The sequence below is a fragment of the Clostridium sp. DJ247 genome, from assembly GCF_014231265.1.
This window is the reverse complement of the sequence record NZ_JABAIW010000030.1, coordinates 21,959-37,699: the sequence shown is the minus strand read 5'-3', so window position 1 is coordinate 37,699 and position 15,741 is coordinate 21,959. Positions and strand designations below refer to the sequence as shown.

The following is a 15,741-nucleotide window of genomic DNA, read 5'->3' as shown; positions in this document are numbered from 1 at the left end:
GAGCAATCCCTGTTGAATCTATAATAGATTATTTAAAGCAAATATTACAAATAAAACGTAGTTATACTAATAGTATTCAATATTATTAGTATCATAGTTTATAAATAAACACAATGGCAATGTAAATACAATTGGGGAATTTTATGTAAAGCTCCTTATTGGAAAGGTTAAGAATGTATTAAAATTAATTTATAACAAAATATATTGATTATTAATTACTGTTTTGTTATAATAAGGTTAAGTGAATATGGAACTTCTTATCAAGAGAGACTGAGGGATTGGCCCTATGACGTCCAGCAACCTGAACTTTGTTTCAAGGTGCTAATTCCAACAGGTGGTGGTAACCTGAAAGATAAGGAACTAGAATGATATAATCTTCTTGTAGCTTATCTACAGGAAGATTTTTTATATTTGTATATGTAAGAAGTTCCCCATATAATATCAATTTAGTGAAAGGAGAATAAAAATGGGTATGGATAGTGTTATAAATCATTTTTTAAGCAGGGGACTTGAATGCTCAGTTACAAAATTCTTAAATAATGAAAGTGAACTTTATAATGAACATAAGGAAAGAACATTGGAAACAGAGTGTGTTGGAAAAACTTTAGCTTTTAAAGTAAGAAATGATAGCATATTAATTGTAGTATCAGAAGATTTGAAAATAAGCAGTAATAAGTATGAAAATTATTTTAAAGTGAAACCGAAAATATTAACTAATAATGAAACTATAGATATAACAGGGCATCCTTTGGAAGGGCTAAGTCCCTTGGGGCTAAAAAAACCACTAAAAGTTTATATTGATGTTTCTTTGAAAAAGATTAGTTATATATATATATGTGCTGGATTGAAAAACTTTGTTGTAAAAGTTGCACCTAGAGAGTTGATGGATTTAACTGATGGACAATGGCTTGATATTTGTCAACATGAAAATAGTTATGCCTACCATTAAGGTGGCAGCTTATTTAATAAATAAAAAATATATAGTAGTAGGAGTGTAATCTAAATGATAGAAAACATAAAATATAAAAATTTAATCAACTATTTGAAAAAATTAGAAAGTGTAGTTGTGGCTTTTTCAGGTGGTGTTGATAGTACCTTTGTAGCTAAAGTAGCAAAAGAGGCTTTGGGAGATAAAGCATTAGCTTTAACCGTAGTGGCACCTTATATACCTAAATGGGAAATTGAAGAAGCAAAGATTGCAGCAAAAGAAATAGGTATAAAGCATGAACTTTTAGAAGTTCCTGTAATTATAGATGAAATAAAATTTAATCCATCTGATAGATGCTATTTATGCAAAACAGCTGTTTTTACAAAAATAAAAGAAAAAGCAGCTGAAGAAAATTTTAAATATGTAGTAGATGGAACTAATGCAGATGACACTAAGGATTATAGACCTGGACTTAGAGCTTTAAAAGAACTTGATATAAAAAGTCCACTTTTGGAGAATGGTATAGTAAAGGCTGAGATTAGAGAGTTTTCCAAGGAATTAGATTTAAAAACTTGGGATAAACCATCTTATGCTTGCTTGTTGTCTAGGATCCCATATGACGTGGAAATAAAGATAGAAGAGCTAGATAGGGTAGAAAGGGCAGAAAAATATCTTATTGATTTAGGCTTTAGAGCAGTAAGAGTTAGAAGTCATAATAACTTAGCAAGAATCGAAGTTCCAAAGGAAAACATAGTAAAACTTTTCAATAATGATTTGTTTGAAACTATATCAAAACAATTGAAGAGCTTTGGATTTAAATATGTTACATTAGATTTGGAAGGATATAGAACTGGAAGTTTAAATGAAGTATTGGAATTAAATAAATAACTATAGATAACCATGCCCGAAATTTAACTTATACCACCGAATATGATACCAAACTTCAGCACGTTAAAAATTTTTAAAGTACCATCAATTTTGGCAGCATATTCCTACGTATAAGTTAAATTTAAGTTGATGATATCTATAATACTACAATCTTCTTTATATTTACAAATAAGTATTATATACTGGAGATGCGGTAGAAATAAAGTGAAACTAAGTAGCTAGTAAAATATATTCCCTTTAAGTAGACAACAGTTTATGGTGGCTACTTAAAGGGTAAATTTCTGCGTTTTAAAACATATTTAAGATGAAATGATGTGTTTATAAATTGTAGAATATTCAATATTTAATTATAACAATTTCAGATTTATCTAGCTAATTCATCATTATCTATAATATAAGCCTAATTGTATAAATTCTCTATATGAATACTACTATTTTTTTCCTTAATAGCTTTAATAATCATTGAAATATCTCTATCTGAAAAGCAGCCAAGTGGAATTCTTAGGGTTTTAGGAGTAGCTTTTAAGCAACCTAATCTTTCTTTTATAACTACATAGCCAAATAATTCTCTATAACCCTGTGACTTGCATATAGATTCTATGCACATTATATCAAGTATCTGTATTCCGAAGGGTCCCCTAAAAATTAAGTTATCAGGTGTTAACTCTATATAGATTCGTTTAATCTTAAAAGCTACTATTATTATTAGGAAGTAGCATGAAATTATAATTGGAGTTAAAAGAAAAAGAGCTAAGGGAAATACTAACAGTGAATCTAATATCATCTCATTTTCTATTATTGCAGCAGCTAGTGGTAAGCAAACAACAGGTATAACTATAAATATACAGAGAAAAATAGAAATTAAATACTCAATAAATTGCTTAGGGTAAAAGATACTTGGTTCTTTATTTTTAGTAAACGTTATCTTTTCTTCCATAGATAGTCTCCTTTCAAATAATATTATTGGAGAATATGTGATCAAAAGCTAAGATTAGTAAATATCATGCATGTTTAACTTTAAGTTTTATTATTTAGCTAGGTTTATAAAAGTATTATAAGAATATGTTATAATGTACAATTGCTATGTTTAAGAATTGATTACTAAATATAATATATGAAAAGCTCTTTGCACTATTATAGTATGGAAGGATGTTTATTCTGTTGCGTAAATTTTATTCATTAATATTTTAATTTGAACAATATTAAAAATGATTTGTTCAATATATAGTTAACATAAAAATATTAGAAGTACTGTACTCTTTACCTCCTTGGATTTTAATTAAGCTCCTAATATAGGTCTATTCAATTAAAACAGATATTATTCCAAGTTCTTTAAATAATACATCTCAATACAATGTCTAAAGGTATAATAAAAATATTAGTTTCATGATATCATCTCCTCTCGATTATTGTTAACTTATAATAATATTTTGGTAATGATTAAAGTATGCAGTCATGAAAATATATTGTCAGGATAATGTTACTTAATTTTGAAAAATTATAATAAAATGGTATAATTTAATAAAAACTTATGGTAATATATTGTAAAATTTAATTAAATACTATGTATAGTAGGATTCTTTCAAAGGAAGGTGAAACCATGTATTTAACTCCTAGAGAAATGGAAAAGTTAATGCTGCATTATGCTGGAGAGCTAGCAAAAAAGAGGAAAGATAGAGGACTTAAGCTTAACTACCCTGAAGCAGTAGCTCTGATATGTTCGGAGCTTATGGAAGCTGCAAGAGATGGTAAAACTGTTACTGAGCTTATGCAATATGGAACTCAGATACTTAAGGAAGAGGATGTTATGGAAGGCATAGCTGAAATGGTGGAGGAAGTTCAAATTGAAGCTACTTTTCCAGATGGAACAAAACTAGTAACTGTTCATAATCCAATAAGGTAGGTGTTAATGATGATACCAGGAGAAATTATTGTTAAAGACAGAGATATTGTATGTAATGTGGGGAGAAAAACAGCAAATATAATAGTGGCTAATACTGGAGATAGACCTGTTCAAGTTGGTTCACATTTTCATTTTTTTGAAGTAAATAAATGTCTTAAATTTGATAGAGAAAAATCCTATGGAATGAGGTTGGATATAGTATCAGGGACTGCTGTACGCTTTGAGCCAGGCGAAGAAAAAGATGTAGTGCTTGTAGAACTAGGTGGCAAGAACACTGTACATGGTTTAAATAACTTAACAGCAGGTCCAGCTACTGAAGATAACAAAAAAACAAGTATTTTAAAGGCTGCAGAACATAAATTTAAAGGGGTGAGCAAAGATGAGCTTTAAAATTTCTGCAAGAGACTATGCTAATATGTATGGACCTACTGTAGGAGATAAAGTTAGGCTTGCTGATTCAGAGCTTATTATTGAAGTAGAAAAAGACTATACTGTTTACGGTGATGAGTGTAAGTTCGGTGGAGGAAAAAACTTAAGAGATGGCATGGGACAGTCAGGTATATCTTTAAGATCGGAAGGAGTACTTGATTTAGTTATAACAAATGCTTTAGTTGTGGATTATACAGGTATTTTTAAGGCTGATATAGGTATAAAAAATGGTAAGATTGTAGGAATAGGCAAAGCAGGAAATCCTGATATTATGGAAAATGTTGATTCTAATATGATTGTGGGGGCTTCTACAGAGGCTTTAGCGGGAGAAGGTCTTATACTTACAGCTGGGGGTATTGATACTCATATTCATTTTATATCACCTCAACAAATAGAAACAGCTTTATACAGTGGGATTACTACCATGATAGGTGGTGGAACAGGGCCGGCAGATGGTACTAATGCAACTACCTGTACACCAGGTGCTTTTTATATGGAAAGAATGCTTGAAGCAGCTGAAGCCTTTCCAATGAATTTAGGATTTCTTGGAAAAGGAAACTCCTCTTCAGAGGAAGCTTTAAAAGAGCAAGTAGAAGCAGGAGCATTAGGGTTAAAGCTGCATGAAGATTGGGGAAGTACTCCGAAAGCCATAGATACATGTCTCAAAGTAGCTGATGAATACGATGTGCAGGTAGCTATACACACAGATACATTAAATGAAGCAGGTTTTGTTGAAGATACTATAGAAGCTATTAATGGAAGAACCATACATACCTATCACACGGAGGGTGCAGGTGGAGGTCACGCACCCGATATAATGAAGATTGCGTCCTTTTCTAATATACTTCCATCTTCAACAAATCCAACAAGACCATATACTGTTAACACTATAGATGAGCATCTTGACATGCTTATGGTATGTCACCACTTAGACAGCAAAGTTCCTGAAGATGTTGCTTTTGCAGACTCAAGAATAAGGCCTGAAACTATAGCTGCAGAAGATATACTTCATGATTTAGGAGTTTTTAGTATGTTAAGTTCAGACTCACAAGCTATGGGAAGAGTGGGAGAGGTTATCATAAGAACTTGGCAAACTGCAGATAAAATGAAAAAACAGAGAGGTTTTTTACCTGAGGATAAAGGTGGAAATGATAATTTCAGAGTAAAGAGATATGTAGCAAAGTATACTATAAATCCTGCCATAACTCATGGAATATCAAAGCATGTAGGTTCTATAGAGGTAGGAAAATTTGCAGATCTAGTGCTATGGAAGCCTTCTATGTTTGGTGTTAAGCCTGAGATGATAATAAAAGGTGGAGTAATAGCAGCAAGTAAGATGGGGGATGCCAATGCATCTATTCCAACTCCTCAGCCTATTATTTATAGAAATATGTTTGGTGCCTTTGGAAAAGCAAAATATAATACCTGCATTACCTTTGTATCCAAGGTTTCTTTAGAGAATGGGAACATCGGTAAGCTGGGATTAAATAAAATAATTCTTCCAGTGGAGAACTGCAGGAACATAGGCAAGAAGGATATGATCTTTAACTCAGAAACACCGAATATTGATGTAAATCCTGAAAACTATGAAGTCAGAGTAAATGGAGAACATATCACCTGTAAGCCTATTAAGGAAGCTGCACTAGCTCAAAGATACTTTTTATTTTAAGTTAAATTTCAAGCCTAGAACCATATATAGGTACGGAACTTTTAAATTAAATTTATTCCACATAGGATATTACTAGATTAAGCCACTAATAAATAGTTTAAGAAAGTCTAAGCCTCAAATTAGCAGAAAAGCTAAGAACTTTGATAAACTCGCTTAGGCTCAAACAGTATCAAAGTACTAAGCTTTTCTACTAATTTAAGACTAAGACTTTCTAATAAACTATTTAAATGTGGAAGAATCTGGTAATATCCTATGCTCCATAAATTAAATTTAAAAGTTCCACATCTATAGGGTGGATTAAGTTTATAGAGAGGATTTGTTTAACATGATAGTGGAAAGCATTTTAGGGCATTTGAATGATTTTGATGTATATGGTAGAGAAGTAGATTATGTTGATGTAGAGTGGTATGAGGTAAGTAAAAAAGTATTGAAGAAAGATAGTAAGGCGGGAAAAGAGATTGGTATTAAGCAAAAAGGAGAACAGAGGCTAAATCATAACGATGTGCTGTATTATGATTCAGAAGAGATAGTTATAGTAAATATACCTGAATGCGAAGCTATCCTTATAAAACCTAAAACTATAGAGGAGATGGGAAGAGTATGTTATGAAATAGGGAATAAACATGTACAGCTATTTTTGCATGATAATGAAGTAAGAGTACCCTATGAAGAGCCTCTCATGAAATTATTAGATAAAAAAGGATTTAATCCTAAAAAAGTTACTGCAAGGTTAACTAATGGATTAGAGTGTCATAGCCATGAACACTAGAACAGAATTTCTTACGCTACTTCAAATATCAGATTCTATATTTCCTATTGGTTCATACACTCAATCCAATGGACTTGAAACTTATGTACAAAAGGGAATAATTAAGGATGTTGAAACCTCTAAAAAATACCTTGAAAAAATGCTGCTTCATAATATGAAATATGGGGACATTTTAGCTGTTAAATTGTCTTATGAGGCAGCCAAAAATAAAGATTTATATTATATAACTACTATAGATAACTGGGTTTCTAGTTCAAAAACACCAAGAGAAATTAAAGAAGGTAGTACTAAATTGTGTTTTAGGTTCATAAAGCTTGTTGAAAAATTAAAACCTACGGAAATTATTGAAGAATATGAAAATTTTATTAAGGTAAAAAAGTGTTGTGGTCAGCATAGTGTTGCCTTTGGTATATTTGCAGCAGAGTGTGGTATAGAAAAAAAGGAAACTTTGATGGCATATGTGTATAATCAAGCATCCTGTATAGTCAACAACTGTGCAAAGCTTATCCCATTAGGACAAATGGAAGGGCAAAAAATACTTTTTGAAATGCAGGATACAATGAATAACGTGATTGAAGATTTAGATGAGCTTTCTATAGAGGATTTAGGACGCTGCAGTATAGGATTTGATATTCGGGCAATGCAGCACGAAGATCTCTATTCAAGAATGTATATGTCTTAGAGATAAAGGGTTTTAAGGTGAAAACTTATATAATTTAAATTTCGACTCTAGATAGAACCCTATAACAAATAATATGAAAGTTGAAGAGAGGAAGGAGATGCTGATTTTTAATCAGAAGTAATATGTATGGGTTACGTAAAGATAGGAATTGCAGGACCTGTTGGGTCAGGGAAAACTGCTTTGATTGAGAGATTAACGAGAGAGATGAATAATGAGTATAGCATAGGTGTAATTACAAATGATATTTATACTAAAGAGGATGCGGAGTTCTTGGCGGCTAATAGTGTACTGCCTAAGGAAAGAATAGTAGGGGTAGAAACGGGTGGATGTCCACATACTGCTATAAGGGAAGATGCTTCAATGAATCTTGAGGCTGTTGAGGAGTTAACTGAAAATTTTCCGGATATTGAAATACTATTTATAGAAAGTGGGGGAGATAACCTATCTGCAACTTTTAGTCCTGACTTAGCAGATGCTACTATATATGTTATCGATGTATCAGAGGGGGATAAGATTCCTAGAAAAGGGGGTCCTGGTATAACAAGATCTGATCTTCTTGTGATTAATAAGATAGATTTAGCTCCTTATGTAGGCGCAAGTCTTGAAGTTATGAAAAGAGATTCAATAAAAATGAGAGGGGAAAAACCTTTTATCTTTACTGATTTAAACAAAAGGCTTGGATTAGATGAAGTCATAAGTTGGATTAAAAAGAATGTGTTACTAGAGGGATTATAATGATAAACAACTATCAAGAGGACAGTTTTTTAAAAGTAAAAACTCAATGGAAGAATAATAAAACAGTTTTAAAGGATTGCTATTTTACAGCTCCACTTAAGATAACAAAACCATTCTATGATTATGAAAATAATACTATGAAACTATGTGTTATGAATACATCACCAGGAGTACTTGAGGGTGATAGATATATAATTGAGTTTAATTTAAATGAAAACTCCAGACTTCATGTTTATTCTCAATCCTATAACAAAATATTTAATATGAAAGAAGGATATGCCTTTCAAAAACTTAATATAAATCTCAGCAGTAAATCTAGATTTGAATATTTTGTTCAACCCACTCTTCCATTTAAGGGAGCGAACTTTAAAGGTAGCACAGATGTTAACATGGATGATGACAGTACCCTTGTTTATAGAGAAATAATATCTTGTGGAAGATATAGAAGAGAAGAAATATTTGAGTTTAAGAAATATAGTTCTCTTACAAAGATATCTTATAATGGAAAACTTATATTTTTAGATAATACTGTACTTGAACCTGAAAAACAAGAACTGTGGGATATTGGATTCTATGAAGGATTTACACATCAAGCTAATGTTTTTATTGTAAGCAGCAATGTTAACGAAGAGCTGAGAGAAGGAATAGTAAGTTACTTAAATCATAAGAACAATATTGTTTTTGGTGCCAGCATAAGCTGCCCTAAGGTGCTTATTATAAGAATGTTAGGGAAAAACTCCGAAGAACTCTGTAAAATAACAGAATATGTAAGAAATATGGATAGTGTTCTGAAACTATAAAAGTTAAATATAATATCAAGTTTTATGCAAAATGCTATGATATATATGTTATTATTAACCATGATAGAAAATAGAGGAGGACATATAAATGGATTTAAATTGGAGTTTAAAAGAACTTTATAAATCCTTTGAAGCAAATGCTTTCAAGGAAGATTTAGAAAAATGTGATAAGTATATTAATAACTTTAATAAATGGGTAGATGATGTTACAAAGAATTATGAAGATGTTTTAGAAAAGTTGGAAGAGTATATAAAAAACATAAGTTATAAAGAAGAATTATTTAGTAAACTTTTTGCTTACTGTGAGTTAACTGTAAGCGTAGATACAAATAACAGTATTGCATTAAAAAACCTAGAAAATTTGGAAGAAAAATCATCATCTTTAGCAGAAGCCAGTGCAAAAATAGAAAAATGGATAGGGGAAATTAATAATTTAGAAAGTATTATTAAACAATCCAAAATACTTAACGAATATGATTTTTACTTAAAACAAATAAAGAAAAAGAGCCAGTATTTGCTCGGTGACAAAGAAGAAGCAGTGATAGCAAAAATGAGAAATACAGGTTCTAGTGCATGGTCAAAGCTAAGAGATCTGTTAACCTCTACATTAAAAATAGATATAGAATTAAATGGAGAAAAAAAGCAACTTCCACTTACAGTTATAAGAAACATGGCTTATGAAGAAGATGGAGAGCTAAGAAAAAAAGCTTATGAAGCAGAAATTGCTTCTTATAAAAAAATAGAAGATGCTGTAGCTGCTTGTTTAAATGGTATTAAAGGTGAAGTAATTACTATAGGAAAGATTAGAGGATTTAAATCGCCATTAGAAGAAACTCTTATAGATTCAAGAATGGATAAAGAGACTTTAGAAGCCATGTTTGCTGCAATGAAAGAAAGCTTTGCTAGTTTTAGAAAATACTTTAAAAGAAAAGGAGAATTACTAGGAAAACAGAACGGAATCCCTTTTTATGATATGTTTGCTCCTATAGGCAGTGTTAACCTAGAATTTCCTTATGAAGAAGGGAAAAGGTTTGTTTATAAAAATTTTAAAACCTTTAGTGATAGATTAGCCGAATATGCTGAAAAAGCTTTTGATAACAGCTGGATTGATGTGAAACCAAGAGAAGGTAAGGTTGGAGGAGCATTTTGTCATAATATTCATGCCATAGGAGAAAGTAGATTTATGCTTAACTACGGAGACAAATTTAGTGATGTAGTCACCCTGGCTCATGAACTGGGACATGGGTATCATGGAGAATGTTTAAAAGAAGAGCATATACTTAATAGTGACTATCCAATGCCTATTGCAGAAACTGCATCAACCTTTTGTGAAACTATAGTAAAAAAGGCAGCAGTAAAAGCTGTATCAAAAGAAGAAGCTATTTTAATTTTGGAAACTGAAATAAGTGATTGTGCACAAGTAATAGTTGATATATATAGTAGATTTTTGTTTGAAAGTGAAGTATTTGAAAATAGAAAACATAGCTCCTTAACCTCTTCAGAGATTAACAATATAATGATAAAGGCTCAGAAAGAAGCTTATGGAGATGGTTTAGATGAAAATTATCTACACCCTTATATGTGGATATGTAAGCCACACTATTATGATGCCAACTACAATTTCTATAACTTCCCATATGCTTTTGGCTTGTTATTTTCTAAAGGGTTATATGCTGAATACTTAAAAAGAGGAAAGGAATTTTCTAAAGACTATGATAAACTTTTAAGTTTAACAGGTAAGATGAATATTGCAGATGTTGCCAATGTTATGGAAATTGATGTCCATGATGTGGATTTTTGGAGAGGTTCTTTAAAAACTATAGAGGAAGATATAAATAACTTCCTTCAGTTAACTAAATAGAAAAATGTATAATGCATCTAACAGTCATTAGATGCATTATACAATACTTTACCTATCTTTATGTATACTTCTTTTATTAGAATTATTACCTATAGTAGGTTTACCCTTTTTATTAAAGCTATGTTTATAAGTTGGCTTTCTCATACCTGGTTTTATTAAAGTACCCTTGTAGATTTCTTTTTCTTCTATTTCTATATTGAATTCTTTTTCATATTTCCTTATAAGTGATAGTTCTTTTTCTGTAACTATGGAAATTGCAGTTCCGGACTTACCAGCTCTTCCTGTTCTACCTACTCTATGTAAATATTCTTTTGGGATCTCAGGTAAATCCAAATTAAATATATGAGTTACACCTTTTACATCTAGTCCCCTAGCAGCTACATCAGATGCAATTAAAAGTTGAACTTTTCCACTTCTTAATCCTTCTAGTGCTTTTTTACGTTCCTCTTTAGAGGCACTACCATATATTCCATAAGCTCTTATATGATGATATTGAAGCTTTAATGTAGTCAACTCTGTTTCCTCACTTTTATTTATAAATACAATAGCTCTTTCAGGTTGAATTGCAGCAATTAATTTTCTGAGAATCTCAATTTTATCTCTTTGTTCTGAAACTAGATAAAGGTGATTGATATTAGGGTTAACCTGTTCTTTTTCCTCAATTTTTATAATTTCTGCATCTTTCATTAGCTCTTTTGCAATATCAAGAGTTTTTTCACTAATTGTAGCTGAAAAGACCATTAATTGCCTATCTCTCATAGTAGTTTTAATAACATCTTTAACCGCAGATAAGTTGTGTTGATCCAGAAGTCTATCTCCTTCGTCTATAATAATAGTTTTAATGGTATGAGCAGTGATTTTTCTCTTCTTTATAAGTTCAAGTATTCTCCCAGTTGAACCTACTATTATATGTGGCTTTTCTTTTAATTTTTCAATTTGTCTAGTTACGTTAACTTCCCCGATTATAGCAGCAGAAGTCACTGAAACTGAAGAATTTAAGGCTAACAATTTTATTTCTTTATCTATTTGTATTGCTAGTTCATGAGTTGGGGCTAGTATAATAGCCTGCATCTCTTTTTTACTACTATCTATTTTTTCAAATATTGGCAGTAAGTAGGCTAAGGTTTTACCACTACCTGTTTGAGATTGACCAACAATATCCTTATTTTCTAATGCTAGTGGAATAACCTTTTCTTGAATAGGAGTAGGTTCAGTTATATCTTCTTTTTTTAGACCTTCTATTAAATGTAAATTTAAACCTAATTTATCAAATGAACTTATCATAGTTATCTCCTTTAGATATGATTTTGTATAAAAACCTTTATAAACAGATTTCTTAGCTTTAGAGGGAGCTTAGAAATCGTTATCCAGGGACGTTAGCCGCTCTTTACTTTCATCTTTGAAAAAGATGAGAGTATTAGAGAGGGTAGTCATCGGATAAATTCTATACTTAGTGTGGCTTTTTGTCAATTATTTTATATCAGTTCTAACTACTTTTATTTTCATTTATGTAACAAATTAATTACAATATTAATTAAAAATTATTAACGCAGAATTAAGAACTATTGTAAACATATACTTTATGGATAAAAAATTTAAATTCACTATTGATTGTTGTCAAATAGTGTGATACTATGTAATAGTTGAAATGTTAAAAACTTCAACAAGCAGAGATTTAAACATGAAGAACATTTCCTCTTTTAAGGAATATATGTTATCGGTTTTTAAATCTTAATATTCGAAAAGGAGGAATGTTGAAATGGCAGATAAAACTTTAGTTTGTAAAGATTGCGGAAAAGAATTCGTATTCACTGAAGGCGAGCAAGCTTTCTATAAAGAAAAAGGATTCGATAACGAACCACAAAGATGTGCTGATTGTAGAAGAGCAAGAAAGCAACAAAACAACAATAGAGGATTCAGAAAATAATATTGTTGATTTATTAACCCTATAAGATTAATCTTATAGGGTTTTTACATTTCTTAATATATAGATAACCATGCCCGAAATTTAACTTATACCACCGGATATATTACCATGTTTCGTCATGTTAAATATTTTTAATTAGTCTAAAGCTTAAATTTAAGCAGAGAGCCAAAATCTGTGATTTTGTGCGAATCGGTTAAGCAGACATACAAAAACTGTGATTTTAATATGGTCGCTTACTCTGTGAGCACTCCTCTGACGTAAGGAAGAGGAGTTTCATTAACCTAAGAACTTTGATAAACTCGTACCTCAGTTCGGACCAACTTATCAATTACCATTGATAAGTCGCTGGTTGAAAGCCATTTAGGCTTTCAACCATATCAAAGCTCCTAAGATTTTCAAAAACACTTCGCTAAGACTGATAAAAAAATATTTAAATATGACTTCAACATTTGTAATATATCCCTACGTATAAGTTAAATTTAAGTTGTGATTATCTATAATATTAAACTTATTAAAATGAAGAAAGTGTTTTAAATAATTTGCGTACATTTTTTATTTTAACTTTGCAAATTATAATAATGAATAATAATATATGAGGTAAAATTGATATGAATAAATTAAATTTTGAAGATTTTAATATAGATAAAGAAATACTTAACACATTAGAAAAACTAGGTTATAAAAAACCTACAGAAGTTCAAGAACAGGCAATACCTCTAGTTTTAGAAGATAAAGATATTATAGTAAAATCACAAACAGGTAGTGGAAAGACTGCAGCATTTGCAATTCCCATTTGTGAAAAAACAGAATTAGAACATAGAGAGCCACAAGCATTAATACTCACCCCAACTAGAGAATTAGCAATTCAGGTTAAAGAAGATGTAACTAATATAGGAAGATTTAAAAAAATAAGATGTGCAGCTATATTTGGTAAACAACCATTTAATGTTCAAGTTAATGAATTAAAGCAAAGAGTACATATTATATCTGGTACCCCAGGAAGAACCTTAGATCATATAAATAGGGGGACTTTAAATGTAAATAAGATAAAGTATTTGATATTAGATGAAGCCGATGAAATGCTAAATATGGGATTTATAGATCAAGTTAAGGCTATTATAGAATCTTTGCCTAAATATAGGGTAACTATGTTGTTTTCTGCAACTATGCCAGCTGAAATAGAAGCGTTGAGTCGTAATTACATGAATAATCCTACTAAGATTGAGATTGAAGCCGAAAGTCTTGCCGCTGAGAGAATTGAACAAGTATATTACGAAATCGAAGATAATAAAAAAATTAGTCTTTTAAATAGAATAATTTATACAGAAACACCAGATAGTTGTATTATATTTTGCAGCACCAAAGAAAATGTAGGAAACTTAAAAGAAAAAATGAAAGATAGAGGTTTTTCTTGTGATGCAATTCATGGTGGAATGCTTCAAAATGATAGAATAGATATAATCAATAAATTTAGAAGAGGAGAATTTACTTTTTTAATAGCTACAGATGTAGTGGCTAGAGGAATTGATATAGAGGATGTAACTCATGTTATAAATTATGATATACCTATGGAAAAAGATAGTTATGTTCATAGAATAGGAAGAACAGGACGTAAGGGTAAAAAAGGAACAGCTATAACCTTTGTAAGCCCAAATCAATATAGATTTTTACATGAAATAGAAGAATATATTGGATATAGTATAGTTCAAAGAGATATACCTTTAGATAAGGATGTAGAGGAAGGTAAGAAGCTCTTCAAGGAAAAAGCAAGTATTAAACCCAAGTTAAAAAGTGATAAAAGTGTTGAGTTGAATAAAGAAATAATGAAGATTTATATAAATGCTGGCAAGAAAAAGAAGATAAGAGCAGGAGATATAGTTGGAGCAATTACTAGTATTGAAGGTATAAATGCCGAAAATATAGGTATAATAGATATACAGGACAATTATACTTATATTGATATACTGAATGGCAAGGGCAAAGTAGTTTTAGAGGCGCTTCAGCATACGCCTGTAAAGGGGAAAACTGTCAGAGTTCAAAAGGCAAAAAAATAAAACAACTAGAAATATAATAATTTAATTTAACATAGTGAACCACATTTCCTCTTTTTATAATCTCATTGCTATCAGTTCAAAATCTTAGTTTAGAAGGAGGAATGTTGGAATGCCTGATAAAACATTAGTATGTAAAGATTGTGGAAGCGAGTTTGTATTTACCGAGGGAGAACAGGCCTTTTATAAAGAAAAAGGATTCGAAAATGAACCACAAAGATGTGCAGATTGCAGAAGAAAGAGAAAACAGCAAAATAGCGACAGAGGATTCAGAAGATAGTTGTATTGTCCTAAAAAACCTATAAGGAGGTCCTTATAGGTTTTTTATTATAAGATCAATACTAAAAGATTCAAAAATATAACCAATTAAATATTTTTGTAGAATATTATTGCTTTTCATCATAGTTGATTAGTCAACTTAGTTATGATATTTTAATATTGGTATTGAAAGGAAGCGTAAAGGATGAAGCACGATAAAACACAACTGATTAAACTGGTTAATCAATTATATAGATGTACACAATCTCATATTGATGAAGCGTTAACAAAATTCAATTTAAGTAGTGGTACATATCCTTTTCTTTTAGTTTTAAATCGTAATGAAGGTATTAGTCAAAATTTTATAAGTAAGGAGTTAAATAGAAATGAAAGAGGAAGAGCATAACGAACATTCTACTTTATGGACGATAACATTTTTTGTAGCTATATTATCTATAGGAAATGGATTATTCCAATCACCTAATAACTCTTTAGTAATGTCAATGGTACCTAAAAATAAGCTAGGTATTGCAGGAAGTATAAATGCTTTAGTTAGAAACATAGGATTAGTATTTGGAGTTTCTTTAGCTACAACACTTTTATATAATAGAATGAGTTATAAAATGGGATACCGTGTAGTAGATTACGTGGTTGGAAGAGATGATGCATTTATTTATGGAATGAGATATGTATATATTGTAGCAGCATTTATATGCGGAATGGGAGCTGTTTTCACGGCATTTAGATTGTATAATAGGAAACAAAGATCAGACAAAGTTGTTAAAAAAACAGCAGTTTAATTGGTAATATATACTTAAGTATAAGTTAAATTTAAGCTGCG

The 15,741-nt window shown here is 30.7% G+C and carries 16 protein-coding genes, 1 pseudogene and 1 riboswitch; of the genes and pseudogenes, 15 read left to right on the top strand and 2 right to left on the bottom strand.

Annotated elements, in window-relative coordinates:
* The first annotated feature begins 254 nt into the window (after window positions 1–254).
* Window positions 255–359, top strand: a riboswitch (SAM riboswitch).
* Between the two features lie 107 nt (window positions 360–466).
* Both HGI79_RS13050 and larE read left to right on the top strand, forming a co-directional pair.
* Window positions 467–949 carry a YbaK/EbsC family protein gene (locus HGI79_RS13050; protein WP_185651133.1) on the top strand — a complete coding sequence of 161 codons (483 nt, stop codon included), beginning with the start codon at window positions 467–469 and terminating at the stop codon, window positions 947–949.
* A gap of 54 nt (window positions 950–1,003) precedes the next feature.
* Window positions 1,004–1,816: an ATP-dependent sacrificial sulfur transferase LarE gene (larE, locus tag HGI79_RS13045; protein ID WP_185651132.1), complete on the top strand. Its 813-nt coding sequence runs from the start codon at window positions 1,004–1,006 to the stop codon at window positions 1,814–1,816.
* 400 nt (window positions 1,817–2,216) lie between these two features.
* Here larE and HGI79_RS13040 read toward each other — a convergent pair whose 3' ends face one another.
* The gene (locus HGI79_RS13040; RefSeq protein ID WP_185651131.1) at window positions 2,217–2,753 is read right to left on the bottom strand and encodes a hypothetical protein; all 537 of its coding nucleotides are present in this window, start codon (window positions 2,751–2,753) and stop codon (window positions 2,217–2,219) included.
* A gap of 663 nt (window positions 2,754–3,416) precedes the next feature.
* Here HGI79_RS13040 and ureA point away from each other — a divergent pair.
* The 8 genes from ureA to HGI79_RS13005 all read left to right on the top strand — a co-directional run bounded on the left by ureA (window position 3,417) and on the right by HGI79_RS13005 (window position 10,664).
* Window positions 3,417–3,719 carry an urease subunit gamma gene (gene ureA, locus HGI79_RS22820; RefSeq protein WP_241428213.1) on the top strand — a complete coding sequence of 101 codons (303 nt, stop codon included), beginning with the start codon at window positions 3,417–3,419 and terminating at the stop codon, window positions 3,717–3,719.
* Between the two features lie 9 nt (window positions 3,720–3,728).
* A complete protein-coding gene (gene ureB, locus HGI79_RS22815; RefSeq protein WP_241428212.1) occupies window positions 3,729–4,109 on the top strand; it encodes an urease subunit beta in 381 nt (126 codons plus the stop codon).
* Window positions 4,099–5,817 (top strand): urease subunit alpha, encoded by a 1,719-nt coding sequence (gene ureC / locus HGI79_RS13030; RefSeq protein WP_185651130.1) that lies wholly within the window; start codon window positions 4,099–4,101, stop codon window positions 5,815–5,817. The genes ureB and ureC overlap by 11 nt, the downstream gene beginning before the upstream one ends.
* A 325-nt stretch (window positions 5,818–6,142) precedes the next feature.
* The gene (ureE, locus tag HGI79_RS13025; RefSeq protein WP_185651129.1) at window positions 6,143–6,586 is read left to right on the top strand and encodes an urease accessory protein UreE; all 444 of its coding nucleotides are present in this window, start codon (window positions 6,143–6,145) and stop codon (window positions 6,584–6,586) included.
* Window positions 6,576–7,268: an urease accessory protein UreF gene (locus HGI79_RS13020; protein WP_185651128.1), complete on the top strand. Its 693-nt coding sequence runs from the start codon at window positions 6,576–6,578 to the stop codon at window positions 7,266–7,268. The genes ureE and HGI79_RS13020 overlap by 11 nt, the downstream gene beginning before the upstream one ends.
* A 126-nt stretch (window positions 7,269–7,394) precedes the next feature.
* On the top strand, window positions 7,395–8,003 hold the full coding sequence (gene ureG, locus HGI79_RS13015) for an urease accessory protein UreG (RefSeq protein WP_185651127.1): 609 nt from the start codon (window positions 7,395–7,397) through the stop codon (window positions 8,001–8,003).
* Window positions 8,003–8,803: an urease accessory protein UreD gene (locus HGI79_RS13010; protein WP_185651126.1), complete on the top strand. Its 801-nt coding sequence runs from the start codon at window positions 8,003–8,005 to the stop codon at window positions 8,801–8,803. Before ureG ends, HGI79_RS13010 begins: the two co-directional genes overlap by 1 nt.
* A gap of 88 nt (window positions 8,804–8,891) precedes the next feature.
* A complete protein-coding gene (locus HGI79_RS13005; protein WP_185651125.1) occupies window positions 8,892–10,664 on the top strand; it encodes a M3 family oligoendopeptidase in 1,773 nt (590 codons plus the stop codon).
* 48 nt (window positions 10,665–10,712) lie between these two features.
* Here the strand turns inward: HGI79_RS13005 and HGI79_RS13000 are convergent, their stop codons facing one another.
* Window positions 10,713–11,948 carry a DEAD/DEAH box helicase gene (locus HGI79_RS13000; protein ID WP_185651124.1) on the bottom strand — a complete coding sequence of 412 codons (1,236 nt, stop codon included), beginning with the start codon at window positions 11,946–11,948 and terminating at the stop codon, window positions 10,713–10,715.
* 475 nt (window positions 11,949–12,423) lie between these two features.
* Between HGI79_RS13000 and HGI79_RS12995 the strand changes: the two genes are divergently transcribed.
* The 5 genes and pseudogenes from HGI79_RS12995 to HGI79_RS12975 form a co-directional block, all read left to right on the top strand.
* Window positions 12,424–12,591, top strand: a complete 168-nt coding sequence (locus HGI79_RS12995; protein WP_185651123.1) for a zinc-ribbon domain-containing protein — start codon at window positions 12,424–12,426, stop codon at window positions 12,589–12,591.
* Window positions 12,592–13,199: 608 nt separating this feature from the next.
* Entirely contained in the window at window positions 13,200–14,645 is a 1,446-nt protein-coding gene (locus HGI79_RS12990; RefSeq protein ID WP_185651122.1) for a DEAD/DEAH box helicase, read from the top strand.
* A gap of 109 nt (window positions 14,646–14,754) precedes the next feature.
* Window positions 14,755–14,922: a zinc-ribbon domain-containing protein gene (locus HGI79_RS12985; protein WP_185651121.1), complete on the top strand. Its 168-nt coding sequence runs from the start codon at window positions 14,755–14,757 to the stop codon at window positions 14,920–14,922.
* A 183-nt stretch (window positions 14,923–15,105) separates the two neighbouring features.
* Complete coding sequence (locus HGI79_RS12980; RefSeq protein WP_185651120.1) at window positions 15,106–15,306, top strand: hypothetical protein; 201 nt, start codon at window positions 15,106–15,108, stop codon at window positions 15,304–15,306.
* Window positions 15,305–15,700 (top strand): annotated as a pseudogene (locus HGI79_RS12975) (MFS transporter); the annotation flags it as partial. The gene HGI79_RS12980 and the pseudogene HGI79_RS12975, both read left to right, overlap by 2 nt.
* Between the last annotated feature and the right edge of the window lie 41 nt (window positions 15,701–15,741).